16 protein-coding genes are annotated in these 16,887 nt (G+C 61.8%); 5 read left to right on the forward strand and 11 right to left on the reverse strand.

Going from position 1 to position 16,887, the window contains the following annotated elements; genetic code table 11:
• Positions 1-21: 21 nt before the first annotated feature.
• From miaA to AC1RME_RS11400, 5 genes are read right to left on the reverse strand one after another with little or no spacing between them, the layout of a single operon-like run.
• Positions 22-993, reverse strand: a complete 972-nt coding sequence (miaA, locus tag AC1RME_RS11380; protein ID WP_096819818.1) for a tRNA (adenosine(37)-N6)-dimethylallyltransferase MiaA — start codon at positions 991-993, stop codon at positions 22-24.
• Positions 993-2,900, reverse strand: a complete 1,908-nt coding sequence (gene mutL / locus AC1RME_RS11385) for a DNA mismatch repair endonuclease MutL (RefSeq protein ID WP_493091230.1) — start codon at positions 2,898-2,900, stop codon at positions 993-995. The genes miaA and mutL overlap by 1 nt, the downstream gene beginning before the upstream one ends.
• On the reverse strand, positions 2,897-4,285 hold the full coding sequence (locus tag AC1RME_RS11390) for an N-acetylmuramoyl-L-alanine amidase (RefSeq protein WP_425220387.1): 1,389 nt from the start codon (positions 4,283-4,285) through the stop codon (positions 2,897-2,899). The genes mutL and AC1RME_RS11390 overlap by 4 nt, the downstream gene beginning before the upstream one ends.
• 51 nt (positions 4,286-4,336) lie before the next feature.
• Positions 4,337-4,807, reverse strand: a complete 471-nt coding sequence (gene tsaE, locus AC1RME_RS11395) for a tRNA (adenosine(37)-N6)-threonylcarbamoyltransferase complex ATPase subunit type 1 TsaE (RefSeq protein WP_096819821.1) — start codon at positions 4,805-4,807, stop codon at positions 4,337-4,339.
• Positions 4,795-6,294, reverse strand: a complete 1,500-nt coding sequence (locus AC1RME_RS11400) for an NAD(P)H-hydrate dehydratase (RefSeq protein ID WP_096819822.1) — start codon at positions 6,292-6,294, stop codon at positions 4,795-4,797. Before AC1RME_RS11400 ends, tsaE begins: the two co-directional genes overlap by 13 nt.
• Before the next feature lie 63 nt (positions 6,295-6,357).
• Between AC1RME_RS11400 and queG the strand changes: the two genes are divergently transcribed.
• A complete protein-coding gene (queG, locus tag AC1RME_RS11405) occupies positions 6,358-7,437 on the forward strand; it encodes a tRNA epoxyqueuosine(34) reductase QueG (protein WP_096819954.1) in 1,080 nt (359 codons plus the stop codon).
• On the opposite strand, the gene AC1RME_RS11410 is transcribed toward queG, so the two are convergent.
• Positions 7,419-8,030 carry a trimeric intracellular cation channel family protein gene (locus AC1RME_RS11410; protein WP_096819823.1) on the reverse strand — a complete coding sequence of 204 codons (612 nt, stop codon included), beginning with the start codon at positions 8,028-8,030 and terminating at the stop codon, positions 7,419-7,421. The genes queG and AC1RME_RS11410 overlap by 19 nt on opposite strands.
• 84 nt (positions 8,031-8,114) lie before the next feature.
• Complete coding sequence (gene orn / locus AC1RME_RS11415; protein ID WP_096819824.1) at positions 8,115-8,657, reverse strand: oligoribonuclease; 543 nt, start codon at positions 8,655-8,657, stop codon at positions 8,115-8,117.
• A 107-nt stretch (positions 8,658-8,764) separates the two neighbouring features.
• Here orn and rsgA point away from each other — a divergent pair, with 107 nt between their 5' ends.
• Positions 8,765-9,796 (forward strand): small ribosomal subunit biogenesis GTPase RsgA, encoded by a 1,032-nt coding sequence (rsgA, locus tag AC1RME_RS11420; RefSeq protein WP_102620136.1) that lies wholly within the window; start codon positions 8,765-8,767, stop codon positions 9,794-9,796.
• A gap of 104 nt (positions 9,797-9,900) precedes the next feature.
• Here rsgA and dinD read toward each other — a convergent pair whose 3' ends face one another.
• The 3 genes from dinD to motA form a co-directional block, all read right to left on the reverse strand.
• Positions 9,901-10,752: a DNA damage-inducible protein D gene (gene dinD / locus AC1RME_RS11425; RefSeq protein WP_096819826.1), complete on the reverse strand. Its 852-nt coding sequence runs from the start codon at positions 10,750-10,752 to the stop codon at positions 9,901-9,903.
• A gap of 166 nt (positions 10,753-10,918) precedes the next feature.
• Positions 10,919-12,022, reverse strand: coding sequence for a flagellar motor protein MotB (gene motB / locus AC1RME_RS11430; protein WP_493091233.1), 1,104 nt, complete (start codon positions 12,020-12,022; stop codon positions 10,919-10,921).
• A 3-nt stretch (positions 12,023-12,025) separates the two neighbouring features.
• The gene (gene motA / locus AC1RME_RS11435) at positions 12,026-12,877 is read right to left on the reverse strand and encodes a flagellar motor stator protein MotA (RefSeq protein WP_007952169.1); all 852 of its coding nucleotides are present in this window, start codon (positions 12,875-12,877) and stop codon (positions 12,026-12,028) included.
• A 166-nt stretch (positions 12,878-13,043) separates the two neighbouring features.
• On the opposite strand from motA, the gene AC1RME_RS11440 reads away from it, so the two are divergent.
• The 3 genes from AC1RME_RS11440 to asd are packed head-to-tail and all read left to right on the forward strand — an operon-like array spanning position 13,044 to position 16,316.
• Positions 13,044-14,582 carry an HDOD domain-containing protein gene (locus AC1RME_RS11440; protein WP_096819828.1) on the forward strand — a complete coding sequence of 513 codons (1,539 nt, stop codon included), beginning with the start codon at positions 13,044-13,046 and terminating at the stop codon, positions 14,580-14,582.
• 39 nt (positions 14,583-14,621) lie between these two features.
• A complete protein-coding gene (locus AC1RME_RS11445) occupies positions 14,622-15,437 on the forward strand; it encodes a rhodanese-like domain-containing protein (protein ID WP_096819829.1) in 816 nt (271 codons plus the stop codon).
• Between the two features lie 18 nt (positions 15,438-15,455).
• On the forward strand, positions 15,456-16,316 hold the full coding sequence (gene asd / locus AC1RME_RS11450) for an archaetidylserine decarboxylase (protein WP_096819830.1): 861 nt from the start codon (positions 15,456-15,458) through the stop codon (positions 16,314-16,316).
• Between the two features lie 60 nt (positions 16,317-16,376).
• Here the strand turns inward: asd and AC1RME_RS11455 are convergent, their stop codons facing one another.
• Positions 16,377-16,778 (reverse strand): lectin OAA family protein, encoded by a 402-nt coding sequence (locus AC1RME_RS11455; RefSeq protein WP_096819831.1) that lies wholly within the window; start codon positions 16,776-16,778, stop codon positions 16,377-16,379.
• Positions 16,779-16,887 lie beyond the last annotated feature (109 nt).

Raw genomic sequence — 16,887 nt, forward strand, 5'->3', positions numbered from 1 at the left:
ATAGACGGCAATTGCAAGGACTCAGCTCAATATGGAGATGGTCCCAAGGTATTTCAAGGCGCGTGGCAGATTGTCGCAATCCAGACTGTCGAGCCAGTGTAAATCGTCCCAGCTGCGCAGCCAGGTAAACTGGCGTTTGGCCAATTGGCGCGTGGCAATGATGCCCCGCTCCTGCATTTCAGCCGACGTCAGCTTGCCATCCAGGTAATCCCAGACTTGGCGATAGCCTACCGCACGTATAGACGGCAACCCGGCATGCAGGTCACTTCTATTACGCAGGGCTACGACCTCGTCGATGAATCCCTGTTCCAGCATATTTGTGAATCTTTGTTTAATGCGGTCGTGCAGTACCTGACGATTTGCCGGAGCAATGGCCAAGTTCGCGACAGTATAGGGCAATTGTTGCAGTCCCGATGCCGCAGCTTGGGTACTTTGTTCAGATTGTTTCAGCCGCAGTTCAGTCATGCTCTGACCGCTGACCCGATAGACTTCCAGCGCACGACTCAGGCGCTGAGGATCATTCGGGTGAATACGCGCCGCCGATTCCGGATCGATCACTGCCAACTGATCGTGCAAGGCTTGCCAGCCAAGGCGTGCAGCCTCCTCCTCGATCTGCGCACGAACCTCGGGATCCGCCGCCGGCATATCCGCCAGACCGTCGACCAAAGCCTTGTAATAGAGCATCGTGCCGCCTACCAACAGCGGAATTTTTCCGCGTGCGGTGATTTCGGCCATGGCTTGCAGGGCATCGCGGCGAAAATCGGCCGCCGAATAACTCTCGGCCGGGTCGAGAATGTCGATCAGCCGATGAGGATGTTCGGCGAGCAGTTCTTTGGACGGTTTGGCCGTGCCGATGTCCATGCCGCGATAGATCAGCGCCGAATCAACGCTGATCAACTCGCACGGCAGCACCTTGGTCAGCTCGATGGCCAGGTCGGTCTTGCCCGCAGCGGTCGGGCCCATCAGGAAAATCGCTGGAGGAAGCTGGCTCATCAACGACCGCGCAGGAACAGTTTGTCCAGATCGTCCAGGCCCAGTTGGGTCCAGGTCGGTCGGCCATGGTTGCATTGACCGCTGCGCTCGGTGTTTTCCATGTCGCGCAGCAGACCGTTCATTTCCGGCAAGGCCAGGCGGCGGTTGGCGCGGATCGCGCCGTGGCAGGCCATGGTGCCGAGCAGTTCATTCAGGTGCGCCTGGATCCGGTCACTGGTGCCGTATTCCATCAAGTCCGACAGTACGTCGCCCACCAGACGGTTGGCCTCGGCCTGTTTGAGCAGGGCCGGAATCTGGCGGATCGCCAGAGTTTCCGGGCCCAGACGCTGCAATTCGAATCCGAGACGCTGGAACCACGCCGCATGCTCTTCGGCGCAATCGGCCTCGCGCTGACTGACCGCCAGCGACTCCGGCACCAGCAACGGCTGACCGCTCAGGCCTTCGCTGGCCATGGCGATCTTCAGGCGCTCATACATGATCCGCTCGTGAGCGGCGTGCATGTCCACCAAAACCAGGCCCTGGGCGTTCTCGGACAGGATATAGATGCCCTTGAGCTGCGCCAGCGCATAGCCAAGTGGCGGAATGTCTTCCTGACCGGCCGGTAGCGCATTGGCATTCGCCTCGGGCAGCGGCGCGAAAAACTCGCGGTACGCAGCCTGAGCTTCAGCGGCCGGCACGGCGGGTTGTGGGCGCGGCGTGTATTGATACTGATAAGCGCCACCAGTGCTGGCGCCCGACGAGGTATTGAACGCCGGTTGTGCCTGCGGCTGCTCCAGCAGCGCATTGGCGGCCAGACGCATTTCACCTTGCGGGCCAAACTCACCGGCCTCGAGGCCGGTTGGCCGGACGATCGCGGTGGTGACCGAACCGGCAAGCTGATCTTCCGGTCGCACATCGCCGAGGGCACGGTGCAAGGTGCCATACAGGAAGTCATGCACCATGCGCCCGTCACGGAAGCGCACTTCGTGCTTGGTCGGGTGCACGTTGACGTCGACCGCTGCCGGATCGACCTCGAAAAACAGCGCGAACGTCGGATGCCGGCCGTTGAACAGCACATCGCGATAGGCCTGACGCACCGCGTGGGCCACCAGTTTGTCGCGCACCGCACGGCCGTTGACGAAGAAATACTGCAAGTCCGCCTGACTGCGGTTGAACGTCGGCAGACCGACCCAACCCCACAGATGCAAGCCATTGCGCTCGATCTCGATCGGCAAGGCCTGTTCAAGGAAGCCCGAACCGCAGATCGCCGCCACACGCCGGGCGCGGGCCGCGTCATCGTGAGCCTCGTGCAGGCTGAGGATGGTCTTGCCGTTATGGCGCAGATGAAACGCCACGTCGAAACGCGCCAGCGCCAGACGCTTGATCACTTCTTGCAGGTGATCGAATTCGGTTTTTTCGGTCTTGAGGAATTTGCGCCGTGCCGGGGTGTTGAAGAACAGGTCACGGACTTCCACCGAGGTGCCGACCGGATGCGCCGCCGGCTGCACGCGGGGTGCCATGTCGCGACCTTCGGTCTCGACCTGCCAGGCCTGATCGGCATCGCGGGTACGCGACGTCAGGGTCAGGCGCGCCACGGAGCTGATCGACGCCAGTGCCTCGCCCCGGAAACCCAGGCTCATCACCTGTTCGAGGTCTTCAAGGTTGCGGATCTTGCTGGTGGCGTGACGGGCCAGCGCCAGCGGCAGGTCATCGGCGGAAATGCCGCTGCCATCGTCACGCACCCGCAGCAGCTTGACGCCGCCCTGCTCGACATCGACGTCGATGCGCCTGGCGCCGGAGTCGAGGCTGTTTTCCAGCAATTCCTTGATCACCGAGGCCGGGCGCTCAACCACCTCGCCAGCGGCGATCTGGTTCGCCAGCCGTGGGCTGAGCAGTTCAATGCGGGCAGCGTTCAGAACCTGATTCATTCTTTGGACGCCAGTTCGGTACCAGGAATGGTCAGGTGCTGACCGACCTTCAGCTCATCGCTGCTGAGGTTATTGGCACTGCGCAAAGTGGCTGGCGACACCTGATAACGCACGGCAATCATCGCCAGGGTTTCGCCGGGGCTGACGCGGTGATCACGCGGGCCCTGAGCGATCTTGCCCGAATCACGCAGCCAGGCAATGTAAGTGCCCGGTGGCGGGTTCTGCTGGAAGAACTGGCGCACGCCGCTGCTGATCGAACGCGCCAGCGCCTGCTGGTGGCTCGAGGCCGAGAGCTTGTTCGCTTCGTTGGCGTTGGAGATAAAGCCGGTTTCCACCAGGATCGACGGGATGTCCGGCGACTTCAGCACCATGAACCCGGCCTGCTCCACGCGTTGCTTGTGCAACGGCGTGACGCGACCAATGTTGGTCAGGACTTTCTGGCCGACGTTGAGGCTGGAAGTCAGCGAGGCGGTCATCGACAGGTCGAGCAGAACGCCAGCGAGCATGCGGTCCTTGTCGTCGAGGCTGACGTTGCCGGCACCACCGATCAAGTCAGAACGGTTTTCACTGTCGGCCAGCCAGCGAGCGGTTTCCGAGGTGGCGCCACGGTCGGACAAGGCAAACACCGAAGCACCGAAGGCCGCCGCAGACGGCGCGGCGTCGGCGTGGATCGAGACGAACAGATCGGCGCCTTTCTTGCGGGCGATTTCGGTACGGCCACGCAGCGGGATGAAGTAGTCGCCGGTACGGGTCAGTTCGGCGCGGAAGCCTTTCATGCCGTTGACCTGACGCTGCAACTCACGGGCGATCTGCAGCACCACGTCTTTCTCGCGCTGACCGCGTGAGCCGGACGCACCCGGGTCTTCGCCACCGTGGCCGGCGTCGATTACCACAATGATGTCGCGCTTGCCGGCCGGGGCCGGAGGCAGTTTGATCGCCGGTTCTGTCGGGGTGACCGGCACGGCCGGAACGGTCGCAACTGTCGGTGTCGGCGCAGGTGTGGGTGGCGGCGGCGCGGCATCGGCCGGGTTATCGAACAAGTCGACCACCAGACGGTTGCCATACTGCGCGTTTGGCGCCAGCGAGAAACTCTTCGGAGTGACGGCTTTTTTCAGGTCGATGACCACCCGCAGGTCGGTCGGCGTACGCTGGGCCGAACGCATCGCAGTGATCGGCGTATTGGCGGTGGAGACTTTCAACGGCGCGCCGAGGGTGGCGCCATTGATGTCGATGACCAGACGGTCCGGCGACGTCAGGGTGAAAACGCTGTGCTGCACCGGACCGGTCAGGTCGAACACCAGACGCGTGTTGTCCGGCGCCCGCCACAGGCGCACGCTGTTGACCTTCGTGTCGGCCACAGCGTTGACGGTTACTGCCATCAACATCAGTCCAGCGGCAGCCACCAACGCGCGAAAGCGCATACCTAACCCCATCATTTAATTGGTTTCCAATGCCAAAGCGGCACACCAGGCCTCGCCACGCGAGCCCTGGGACAAAATAGTCAGCGAACGCCCGCTGTCTTGCGGGCTAATGGTAATGGTCAGGTCAGGCTTTGGCAAAAAGCCTGCACCTTTATCGGGCCACTCGATCAGGCACAGGGCGTCGTCTTCGAAATAGTCGCGAATGCCGAGAAACTCCAGCTCTTCCGGATCGACCAGACGATACAGATCAAAGTGGAAGGCGCGGATGTCACCGATCTCGTAGGGCTCGACCAGCGTGAAGGTCGGGCTTTTCACCGCACCGACGTGCCCCAGCCCGCGAATGATGCCCCGCGACAGCGTGGTTTTACCCATGCCGAGGTTGCCTTCGAGGAAGATCAGGCCATGCCCCCCGGTCACGCGGGCGATCCGTGCGCCAAAGTCGCTCATCGCCTGTTCATCGGCCAGGTACAGGGTTACTTCAGACACGGTGCATGCTCCTCCAACAACTGACGAATGGCTGGAATCAGATCACTGGCCGCCAGCCCACGGCCGAATTTACCTTGTTGTGCTCCGGCGTTGGCGTGCAGCCAGACCGCCAGGCACGCCGCGTCGAACACATTCATGCCCTGAGCCAGCAACGCACCGACCAGACCGGCCAGCACATCGCCAAGGCCCGCAGTGGCCATGGCCGGGTGGCCTTGATGACACAACGCCAGACGCCCGTCGGGATGAGCGATCAGACTGCCGGCGCCCTTGAGCACCACCACCGCTGTATATTTTTTGCTCAATGCCAGTGCTGCCGCAGGACGATCGGCCTGCACTTCGGCGGTGCTGATCCCCAGCAAACGCGCCGCTTCACCCGGATGCGGCGTGATCACACAATCTTTGGGCAGAGTGACAAATCCGGACGCCAGCAAATTCAACGCGTCGGCATCCCACACTTGCGGCTGCGGCGCATTGGCGGCGGCCGACAGCAGTGCCCTGCCCCAACTCGCTTGCCCAAGCCCCGGACCTACTACCAGCACGGACACCTTTTCCAGCAGCCCCATCAGTTGATTGGCCGACGAAGTGCCCAACGCCATGGCTTCAGGAACCCGGCTCAACGCTGCCGGGACATGTTCCGGGCGGGTCGCCAGCGACACCATTCCGGCTCCGCTGCGCAACGCACTTTCGGTGCTGAGAAGAATCGCGCCGCCAAAGCCGTGATCGCCACCGATCAGCAGGACATGGCCAAAACGCCCCTTGTGCGCAGCCGGCAATCGAGCAGGCAGGCGCGGCAGATTACCGGCATTGAGCCGGCGGGCGGCGACGGCAATGTCACGGTAGGTTTCGGCAGGCGCTTGCAGATCGTTAAACAGCAGGTCGCCGACGTGATCCGCCGCGTCCCCGGTAAACAGGCCGAGTTTCAGCCCGATGAAGGTCACGGTCAGGTCAGCGCGCACCGCGCTGCCCAGCACATGGCCGGTATCGGCACACAAACCGGAAGGGATATCGACCGCCACCACCGGCAGGCCGCTGGCATTGATGGCTGCGATGGCAGATGCATACGGCTCACGCACGTCACCGCTCAGACCGGTGCCAAGCAGCGCGTCGACAAGAATTCCGCGCAACTCACTGGAAGCAGTCCACGCCGCAATCGCAACGCCTTCAGCCACTGCTTCGGCATGCGCCAGGGCCGCATCACCCTGCAAACGTTGCGGATCGCCGACGGCCAGCACCTGCACCGTCCACCCCGCACGCCGGGCCAGTGCAGCCACCAGATAACCATCGCCGGCGTTGTTGCCGTGGCCGGTAAGCACCGTCAATTCGTTCGCCGAAGGCCATTGGCGCACCAGTGCGCGCCAGGTGGCATGGGCGGCACGCTGCATCAATTCGAAGCCCGGCGTGCCGGCGGCAATCAGCCGTGCGTCGAGTGCCCGCACTTGCGCGGCGCAGTACAGCGCGTCGGGTAATTGATCTTTAGTGTGCGGCATGCGTCTTCGGGCTCCGATGTCTGGCAGAATTATACGCACCTCAGCTCCGGTTTCTCTCGCCTCATGTCCGCCATCACCACAGATCTTCCCGCCCTCGCCCAATCCATCAAGGACTGGGGCCGCGAGCTGGGCTTCCAGCAAGTCGGCATCAGCGGTCTGGACCTGGCCGAGCACGAGCAGCATCTGCAACGCTGGCTCGAGGCCGGCTACCACGGCGAAATGGATTACATGGGCGCCCACGGCAGCAAACGCTCGCACCCTGAAGAGCTGGTGCCGGGCACCTTGCGCGTGGTGTCCTTGCGCATGGACTACCTGCCGGGCGACACGCAAATGGCGCAATTGCTGGCCAAACCGGAAAAGGCCTACATTTCGCGTTATGCCTTGGGCCGCGATTATCACAAATTGATCCGTAAACGCGTGCAACAACTGGCGGACAAGATTCAATCCGAAATCGGCCCGTTCGGCTTCCGCGCCTTCGTCGACAGCGCCCCGGTGCTGGAAAAAGCCATCGCCGAACAGGCCGGCCTGGGCTGGATCGGCAAAAACACCCTGGTGCTGAACCGCAAGGCCGGCAGTTACTTCTTTCTCAGCGAACTGTTCGTCGACCTGCCGTTGCCGGTGGACGAACCCCACAGCACCGAACACTGCGGGCGCTGCACCGCGTGCCTCGACATCTGCCCGACCAACGCTTTCGTCGGGCCGTATGTGCTGGATGCGCGACGCTGCATTTCCTACCTGACCATCGAGCTGAAGAACGCCATCCCCGAAGACCTGCGACCGCTGATCGGCAATCGGGTGTTCGGCTGCGACGACTGCCAGATCTGCTGCCCGTGGAACCGCTTCGCCCGCCCGTCCGGCGAAAGCGATTTCAAGCCACGGCACAATCTGGACAACGCCGAACTGGCCGAGCTGTTCTTGTGGGATGAGGACAAGTTCCTCAGCAGCACCGAGGGTTCGCCGCTGCGCCGCGCGGGATACGAACGCTGGCTGCGCAATCTGGCGGTGGGACTGGGTAACGCACCGTCGAGCATTCCGGTGCTGGAAGCGCTCAAGGCGCGGCGTGAATACCCGTCAGAGCTGGTGCGTGAACATGTGGAGTGGGCGCTGAAACAGCACGCCGACCGTCAAGGCGCGTCGTTATAGACGAACTTCGGCATTTCCCAATGGAAGCGAATCGCCAACAGCCGCAATAGAAAGCCACCAAACAGCGTGATCAGAATCGCCTGTTCGCTCGGCACGTTGAGGAACAGACAGAGCATGTAGCACCACGCCGCGGCGAACGAGACGCTGGCGTAGAGTTCGCGGCGGAAGATCAGCGGGATGTCGTTGCAGAAGATGTCGCGCAGGATGCCGCCGAACACCCCGGTGATCACGCCACTGACCGAAGCCACCAGCATGCCGTGACCCATTTCCAGCGCGGTCATGCAGCCGATCAGGGTGAACGCCACCAGACCAACCGCGTCGAGCACCAGAAACAGCGACCGCAGATGGCGCATCCAGCGTGCCGTGAACACGGTGATCATCGCCGCGACCGTGGTCAGCACCAGGTATTCCGGGTGTTTGACCCAAGTCAGCGGGTAGTGCCCGAGCAGCACGTCGCGCACCGAACCGCCGCCCAATGCCGTGACGCAGGCGATCAGCACCACGCCGAACCAGTCCATGCCGCGACGGCCCGCAGACAGGGCGCCGGTCATGGCTTCAGCAGTAATGGCGACGAGGTAGAGCATCAGCAACATGGTGGCGATCCTGGCAGGAAGGCGCGCAGTCTACTCACTTCGCCGGGGCACCAAAAGAGGGCGCCTCGGCGTGGGTCGCCGATCTCAGAACTTGATGAAATGCTTGCGGTAGTGCTGCAGCTCGGCGATGGATTCACGGATGTCGTCCAGCGCCAGGTGAGTGCTGCCCTTTTTGAAGCTGTCGCGCACGTCCGGCGCCCAGCGCGCGGCCAGTTCCTTGAGCGTGGAAACGTCGAGGTTGCGATAGTGAAAGTAGCTTTCCAGCGACTTCATGTGGGTATAGAGGAAGCGACGATCCTGGCAGATGCTGTTGCCACAGATCGGCGACTTGCCCTTCGGCACCCACTGCTCGAGGAAGGCGATGGTTTCGGCTTCAGCCTCGGCCATGCTGACACGGCTGTCGCGCACGCGCTGGGTCAGGCCGGAGTTGCCGTGGGTGCGGGTGTTCCACTCATCCATGCGGGCCAGCACTTCGTCGCTGTGGTGGATGGCGATCACCGGGCCTTCGGCCAACGTATTCAGGTCACTGTCGGTGACGATGGTGGCCATTTCGATGATGACGTCGTTTTCCGGATCCAGACCGGTCATTTCCAGGTCGATCCAGATCAGATTCTGCGGGTTTTGCATATTTCGGCTCCTAGGCAATGCTGCGCAGTTTAGCCTAGGGCGGTGCCCGGGCGTGCTAAACTCGCGGCCGTTTTACCTAATCGCTGCATTCTTCAGACGGAACACCCATGGCCAAACGCCAACTCAATCGTCGTCAAAACTGGCGCATCGAAAAGATTCAGGGCGAGCGCGCCGCCCGCGCCGCCAAACGCGAGTCCTCGGCTGTCGAGGCGCTCGAAGGCGGCGATCTGGGCCCGGAACAGCACGGCCTGGTGATCGCCCACTTCGGTGTGCAGGTCGAAGTCGAGGCCGTTGACGGCGAACTGGCCGGCCAGGTTTTTCGCTGCCACTTGCGGGCCAATCTGCCCGCGCTGGTGACCGGCGATCAAGTGGTCTGGCGCGCCGGCAACCAGGGCATCGGCGTGATCGTTGCGCAACTGCCGCGCACCACCGAACTGTGCCGCCCGGACAGCCGTGGCCAGCTCAAACCGGTGGCCGCCAACGTCGACATGATCGTCATCGTCTTCGCCCCGCTGCCCGAGCCCCATGCGAACCTGATCGACCGCTATCTGGTCGCGGCCGAGCACGCCGGCATCCGCCCGTTGTTGCTGCTGAACAAATTCGACCTGATCGACGAACAGAACGCCCCGGCGCTGAACGCGTTGTTGGCGGTGTACCGCACGCTGGGTTATCCGGTGCTGGAAGTGTCGGCGCATCACGGCAACGGCATGGAGCAATTGCAGAAGCAGCTCGACGGGCGCATCAGCGTGTTCGTCGGTCAGTCCGGCGTCGGCAAGTCGTCGCTGGTCAACAGCCTGCTGCCCGAGGTGGAAACCCGCGTCGGCCCGTTGTCCGAACTGTCCGGCCAGGGCACCCACACCACGACCACCGCGCGCCTGTTCCACTTCCCTGGTGGCGGTGAGCTGATCGACTCCCCGGGTATCCGCGAATTCGGCCTGGGCCACGTCAGCCGAGCCGACGTCGAGGCTGGCTTCATCGAGTTCGACGACCTGCTCGGCACCTGCCGCTTCCGCGACTGCAAGCACGACCGCGAGCCAGGATGCGCCCTGCTCAAGGCCCTGGAAGATGGCCGCGTGCAACAGCAGCGAATGAACAGCTACCGCTCGATCATCGCCAGCCTGCCTGAAAACGGCTACTGAACAAGATCGCCAGCAACGCTGACTTTGGGAATGTCCCAGCCAAACAAAAGCCGCAGTCACCTGCGGCTTTTGTTTGTGGATCCACTCCAGCGACCACCTCAATATCAGTCAGCCGGTAGCTTCGGCGCCTGCTTGGCGATGCTCCTTTCCTGTGATTTAACCCGACGTTCAAGCTTGCGAATATCCTCTTCCGCAGGGAGTTCCTCGGGTTTGATACCACGCTGGTCCAGCATGTCGCGCACGCTCAAATTGTTCTGGACATGCTCGCTCGCAATAGCCGACTCACCCTGTAAATCAACCTGAAGCACATTGTGATTGGTCATCTCAGTGGCAAGATTTTTCGCAGCAATAGTCAATGTAGGCAGAAAATCAGCAAGTGGCCGACTCTTGATGATGCCGTAGCGATCTTTCATCGCTTGAGTCGTTTTCCCACCGAAAAGCGCTGCATCTCCCCGGGAGCGGATACGAGCAAACCCCTCATCATCCACGCCACGTTCGTAAATATTCTGCGACAGTTCTTTTTCCGACTCGCGCAAGCGATCACGAGCATCAAAGCGAGCCTGCAGGCGCATCCGGTCTTCAATCAACTCTTGCTTGCGCGTTTGTAGCGCGAAATAGCTCTGAGCAAAGGCAATGGGCCGTTTACGCGGATCGCCATTCTGCGCAATCAAGTAACAGGCATAGCGCGTAAGCATGAAATCGTCGGTAGCTCGTTGCCCACCTTTGCCAATCTCGATCATTTTCGTAACGCCACGAAAATGATCGAGAGCATCCACACCGGTGGCTTCACACGAGGCTATTGCACGCTGGACAACGGTGAGAAAGTTTTCCCAACGTGCATAACCCAAAGGCTCCTGCAGTTCGCGAGCGAACCAGAACTCGATACCCTCGCCAGGCACCCGTTGCGCTAATTCGTCAAATTGCTGTTGCAGCAAAAAGATTGTCTGATTTTCCATCGTCACGACTCCCTGTGGTTCAGAAGGATTTGAATTCATTGCTGGCCATTTAAAGCAAAACACCCGCGTGCGCTGATCGGGGATTATCCGTGAGAGGCTGATCAAAAAAGCGCCCAGTCGTCGCCGGATACAAAAAAGCCGACATCACTGTCGGCTTTTTTGTGGGTCACTGCTTCGGCGCGGGCGCCGGTGCAGTGGCGGGTGCAGTGGCGGGTGCAGTGGCGGGTGCCGCGGGCGCCGGGGCTGGCACCGCGCTGCCCGGCGCGGTTGGCTTCGGCGCCGCGTCGTCAAACAGGTTCAACCGTTCACGCAGCTCGTGCGCCGGCACTGGCTGCTGATCCGCCGGCAAGGCGTTCGGGTCGACCGGTGTGGCCGGGGCCGCACCGTTCTGACCTTGATCTGCCGGTTTCGACGGTTCGGTACCTTGCGAACCTTCGATGGCCGCCTGGGCCTTCTTGGTCAGCACCACGATGTCGATGCGACGGTTGACCGGGTTGAACGGGTTCTCCTTGTCGAACAGCGCCGACGAGGCGTAACCCACGACCCGCGCCACTTGCCCGTCCGGATAACTACCCGCCACCAGCGCACGCCGGGCGGCGTTGGCACGGTTGGCCGAGAGCTCCCAGTTACCGAAGTCACCGGTGCCGGTGTACGGCTTGGCGTCGGTGTGGCCGCTGATGCTGATCTTGTTCGGCACCGCTTTGATGGTGTCGGCCATGGCCAGCAGGATGTCTTCGAAGTACGGCTTCAGGCGTGCAGAACCGGAGTCGAACATCGGCCGGTTCTCGGCGTCCATGATCTGGATGCGCAAGCCGTTCGGCGTGATCTCGAACAGGATCTGATCCTTGAACTTCTGCAGCTGCGGGTTCTCGTCGACCTTGTTCTGCAGTTCTTGCAGCAACAGTTCCAGACGTTCCTTCTCGACCTGCTCGGCCATGCCTTCAACCTGTTCGGTGTCGACCGTGACCTTGTCCGGTTGCGGCTGCGACTTCACTTCAGGGTTGAGGGTGTTTTCCGGCGCCAGGGTCGGCGTACCGCCCAGGTCGATGATGTACGGCGTGCCGCTCTCGGAGAAACCGACCGGGTCCTTGAAGTAACCGGCGATGGCAATCTTCTGTTCCGGGGTCGCGGTGGACAGCAGCCACAACACCAGGAAGAACGCCATCATCGCCGTCGCGAAGTCGGCGAAGGCGATCTTCCACGCCCCGCCGTGATGCCCGCCGGCGATGCGCTTGACGCGCTTGATGATTATCGGCTGGTTATTTTCCATGACTTAACGACCGCGAACGGCTTGTTCCAGCTCGGCAAAGCTTGGACGGTGAGCCGGGTACAGAACCTTGCGACCGAACTCGACAGCCAGCGATGGCGGCATGCCGGACGCCGAAGCCACCAGCGAGGCCTTGATGGCTTCGTAGACGTTCAGCTCTTCCTTGGCATCGTGCGCCAGGGAGTGCGCCAGCGGGCCGAAGAAACCGTATGCCGCGAGAATACCGAAGAAGGTACCCACGAGTGCCGCACCCACGTGCAAACCGATGGACTTCTGATCGCCTTCACCCAACGAGGCCATGGTCACCACGATACCCAGTACCGCCGCGACGATACCGAAACCCGGCATGGCGTCGGCGATGCCGTTCACCGCGTGGGACGGATGCTCCAGGTCTTCCTTGAGGCTGTACAGTTCCATGTCGAACAAGCCTTCCAGCTCGTGCGGCGCCATGTTGCCGGACGACATGATGCGCAGGTAATCGCAGATGAACGCGGTCATGCGTTCGTCTTTCAATACCGCCGGGTACTTGGCGAAGATCGGGCTCGCAGCGGCATCTTCGATGTCGCCCTCGATGGCCATCATGCCTTCACGGCGGCTCTTGTTGAGGATCTCGTAGATCAGGCCCAGCACTTCCAGATAGAACGTGTGGCTGAAACGCGAGCTGAACATGCTCAGGGATTTCTTGAGCACGTGCATCGTCATGTAACCGGGGTTGGCCTGGAGGAATGCTCCGAGTGCCGCACCACCGATGATCATCACCTCGAAAGGCTGGATCAGGGCGGCAATCTTGCCGTGGGAGAGCACGTATCCGCCGAGCACGCTCGCGAATACGACGATGATGCCGATAATTTTAGCCATAGGTAGAAAGTACTTATTTAAGTCGGGTTCAAGGTCATATTCGGAAGTTAAAAAATCTCTTCTTCTACTTATCGGCAAAACTGCGCCAGACTATAGCCAGTTCAGGCGAAAAGCCAATTTAGCCCATGCCGGGCGCGTCTACAGTCAGTGAAGATCTCGTCCAGACATGGCTAATGAAACGAACGTCCCACACGTAAAACCCACCACACTCGATGGCTGGGTGAAGCTGCTCGACGGCGTACGCCTGCCGGTGCCGCAAGAAGCCCACGATCGTGTCTGCCGCGCCATCCGCGATAATCGCAGCTCGCTGCGCGACATCGCCGACCTGATGCAGGACAGCCCGGCGCTGGCGCTGAGCATCATTCGCGAAGCCAACCGTCACACCCTGGGCAGCATGACCGCGCCGGCGGAAAACCTTGAGGTCGCGATCAATCGCCTTGGCCTCGCCCGCACCGAAGAACTGCTGGCTCGCCTGCCCGCCGAACCGCAGGCACAAATTCCCCAGGCCTTGCGCCAGATACAGATGATCAGCCAGCACGCCACGCAACAGGCCAACGGCTTTTTTGCCAGTCGCCTGGCGCGGCTGTGGCAGGACATTCATTGGGGCAGTCTGTTATTTCTGTCGCCGCTGTGGCCGCTGGCGCTGACCTTTCCCAAACTGCTCGAAGAGTGGGAAGTGCGGGTTATCCACAAGGGCGAATCGGCCCGCGACGTGGAAAAGCAATTGTTCGGTGTGCGTCTGCTGAAGATCGGTGAGGCGCTGGTCGAAGTCTGGCGATTGCCGATCTGGGTGCAGCAGGGTTATCGATTGCTGCTCACCGAGCAACGCGAACTGGTCAAGGTTTTGCGCATCGCCCGCGATGTCGATCACCCGCTACGCCAGCAGAATCGCCTCGATGACGACCCGACCCTGCGCCACTGGCTCAATCAGCCGGCCAACACCGTGCTGCTGGCCAACGGCCTGGCGCTGTCGGCGCAACAGGCCTGGGACAGTCCGCACAGCGAGCGCTGGCAATACCTGACCAGCCTCTATCTGCAAATCTCGATGGACGAGGTGCAACAACAGCTGCACCAGCAGGCCGCCAACAGCGCACGCCGACATTCGATGCCGGATCTGTGGCACCCGGCGGTTTCCCTGTTGTGGCCGTGGGGCACCCATCGCCTGCCTGCCGGAATGCTGCCGGCCGCCGCACCCAATGCCGACGACCTCGCCAAGTGGCGCCGGCAATGTGCCGAACTGCTGGCCGAGCCGAGCCGTTTCACCAATGCCATGCACTTGACCATTGCCGCTCGCGACGCGCTGGTGGCCAGCGGCATGCGCCGGGTGATGATCCTGATGGCCGACCGCACGCAGTCCAGTCTGCGTGTGCATCAGATTTCCGGTCTGCCGAAGGAAGCCGCTGCGCTCAACTTCGTCGTCAGTCAAAGCACCGTGTTGCAACGCTTGCTCGCGCAGCAGGCACAAGTGCGGATCACCCCGGACAACAACGCCCAGTTTTCCGCCCTGCTGCCGCCCTCGCTGCGCACGCTGTTCCGAGGCGAACACCTGTTCCTGCGCTCGCTGGTCCACAACGGCCGCGTCATCATGATCGTGGTGGCCGACCAAGGTGGCGGGCCGTTCGCCGACATCACCGTGCAAGCCTTCGGCAAAACCGCGCAGTGCATCGAGAAAGCCCTGCACAGCTTTAGCCTGCGCGGCCAATGACAGCTACAATCCTTCCCCTTTGTGCTCTGGAGACCTCACATGTCTGACTTCTCTGGCCTGGCGCTGGTGATCGAGCCGAGCGACCTGCTCCCTCGCCTCGAAGCCCGCAACCTGATTCTGGTGGATCTGACCAGTGCCGCCCGCTATGCCGAGGGTCACATTCCCGGCGCACGCTTCGTCGATCCGAAGCGCACCCAGCTGGGCCAGGCACCGGCTCCGGGCCTGTTGCCGACAAAAGAAAAACTCGAAGAGCTGTTCGGTGAACTGGGTCATCACAAGGACGCGGTCTACGTGGTCTATGACGACGAAGGCGGTGGCTGGGCCGGACGTTTCATCTGGCTGCTCGACGTGATCGGTCACGACAAGTACCACTACCTCGACGGCGGTCTGCCGGCGTGGCTGGCGGAAGGTTCGCCGATGTCGATCCAGATCCCGCCCGCCGTCGGCGGTCCGGTAGCCCTGACCCTGCACGACGAACCGACCGCCACCCGCGAATACCTGCAAAGCCGCCTCGGTGCCGCCGACCTGGCGATCTGGGATGCTCGCGGGCCACTTGAATACTCCGGCGAGAAAGTGCTGGCGGCCAAGGGTGGACACATCCCCGGCGCAGTCAACTTCGAATGGACGGCAGGCATGGATCAGGCGCGCCAGCTGCGCATCCGCACCGACATGCCGCAGATCCTCGAAAGCCTCGGGATCACGAAAGACAAAGAAATCATTACTCACTGCCAGACCCATCACCGGTCCGGTTTCACTTATCTGGTGGCCAAATCCCTCGGTTATCCGCGGGTCAAGGGCTACGCCGGTTCCTGGGGCGAATGGGGCAACCACCCCGACACCCCCGTCGAGCTTTAAGGATTTTTAAGGACAGTCATGAAAGAGCGTTTGTTTATCATCAGCCAATACCTGCTGCCTCACCACTTGCTGTCGCGCCTGGCCGGCTGCATTGCCGAGTGCCGCGTGCGCTGGTTCAAGAATGCCTTCACCACCTGGTTCGCCAAGCGTTATCAGGTGGACATGTCGCTGGCGCTGGTTGAGGACGTGACCGCTTACGAGCACTTCAACGCCTTCTTCACCCGCGCCCTGAAAGACGGCGCCCGTCCTCTGGACGAGACACCGGGCGCGATCCTCAGCCCGGCCGACGGTGCGATCAGCCAGCTCGGCCCGATCGAACACGGTCGCATTTTCCAGGCTAAAGGCCACAGTTTCAGCGTGCTGGAACTGCTGGGTGGCGACGCGGCCAATGCTGCGCCGTTCATGGGCGGCGAATTCGCTACCGTTTACCTGTCGCCGAAGGACTACCACCGCGTGCACATGCCGCTGGCCGGCACCCTGCGCGAAATGGTCTACATCCCGGGCCGGATCTTCTCGGTCAACAAGACCACCGCTGAAAACGTCCCTGAGCTGTTCGCCCGCAACGAGCGCGTAGCGTGCATCTTCGACACCGAGCGCGGGCCGATGGCCGTGGTGCTGGTGGGCGCGATGATCGTGGCGTCGATTGAAACCGTGTGGGCCGGCCTGGTGACTCCACCGAAGCGCGAACTGAAAACCTTCCGCTACGACGAAGCCGCCCGTGCACCGATTCATCTGGAAAAAGGTGCGGAACTGGGTCGCTTCAAGCTGGGTTCGACCGCGATCGTGCTGTTTGGCCCGGATCAGGTGAAATGGGTTGAAGAAATGAAAGCCGGCTCGCCGGTACAGATGGGCCAGGCCCTGGCATTGCCGAACGCCTGAACCTGTTGATCCGCCCTTTCGCACGTCTGCGAAGGGGCGGACACGACCTGGCTGGCGCCGTTACTCTATCTGCCCACGGAAGCCGATCGGCCCTTCGTTGGCGTAGGTATTGGTGCCGCTGAGGTTTTTCCCGCCGTCACTCGACGTGACACTCAACGCGATAACGTTCTGGTTATCCCGACCGCCGATCACCCATTTGCCACCTGGGTGCCACGGGGCATCGTTGCCACCCCACTGGTTCTCGACGTTGTACTGGTTCTGGCCAGTGCGCTGAGCCTTGAAGCCAATAGGGCCTTCGCCGGCGTAGGTCATGGTGCCGGTGAAGCTTTTGCCGCCGTCGCCGGACTTGATCTCGATCGCGACGACTTTCTGGTTGTCCCGCGCGCCCAGTACCCAGGTTCCACCCGGATGCCAGGGTGCCGAATTACCGCCCCATTGATTTGCCACTGCGTATTTAGACATGAACCTCATCTCCTTGAAGTTGTTCAGAGACCTGCCCGACGTGTGCGGCAAGCCGTGCAACCGTGCGTTTCCGATCGCACGCCAAAGAGCCTAGTAGCGCCTGCCGAAA

This window comes from Pseudomonas sp. GW822-FHT03F08 (assembly GCF_058801265.1).

Coding starts and splice junctions, on each gene's coding strand:
- orn (WP_096819824.1), bottom strand. CDS start 8,657: ATGCAAAACCCGCAGAATCTGATCTGGATCGACCTGGAAATGACCGGT.
- AC1RME_RS11445 (WP_096819829.1), top strand. CDS start 14,622: ATGTCTGACTTCTCTGGCCTGGCGCTGGTGATCGAGCCGAGCGACCTG.
- AC1RME_RS11455 (WP_096819831.1), bottom strand. CDS start 16,778: ATGTCTAAATACGCAGTGGCAAATCAATGGGGCGGTAATTCGGCACCC.
- AC1RME_RS11390 (WP_425220387.1), bottom strand. CDS start 4,285: ATGTTGATGGCAGTAACCGTCAACGCTGTGGCCGACACGAAGGTCAAC.
- miaA (WP_096819818.1), bottom strand. CDS start 993: ATGAGCCAGCTTCCTCCAGCGATTTTCCTGATGGGCCCGACCGCTGCG.
- queG (WP_096819954.1), top strand. CDS start 6,358: ATGTCCGCCATCACCACAGATCTTCCCGCCCTCGCCCAATCCATCAAG.
- dinD (WP_096819826.1), bottom strand. CDS start 10,752: ATGGAAAATCAGACAATCTTTTTGCTGCAACAGCAATTTGACGAATTA.
- AC1RME_RS11410 (WP_096819823.1), bottom strand. CDS start 8,030: ATGTTGCTGATGCTCTACCTCGTCGCCATTACTGCTGAAGCCATGACC.
- motB (WP_493091233.1), bottom strand. CDS start 12,022: ATGGAAAATAACCAGCCGATAATCATCAAGCGCGTCAAGCGCATCGCC.
- AC1RME_RS11440 (WP_096819828.1), top strand. CDS start 13,044: ATGGCTAATGAAACGAACGTCCCACACGTAAAACCCACCACACTCGAT.
- rsgA (WP_102620136.1), top strand. CDS start 8,765: ATGGCCAAACGCCAACTCAATCGTCGTCAAAACTGGCGCATCGAAAAG.
- mutL (WP_493091230.1), bottom strand. CDS start 2,900: ATGAATCAGGTTCTGAACGCTGCCCGCATTGAACTGCTCAGCCCACGG.
- motA (WP_007952169.1), bottom strand. CDS start 12,877: ATGGCTAAAATTATCGGCATCATCGTCGTATTCGCGAGCGTGCTCGGC.
- AC1RME_RS11400 (WP_096819822.1), bottom strand. CDS start 6,294: ATGCCGCACACTAAAGATCAATTACCCGACGCGCTGTACTGCGCCGCG.
- asd (WP_096819830.1), top strand. CDS start 15,456: ATGAAAGAGCGTTTGTTTATCATCAGCCAATACCTGCTGCCTCACCAC.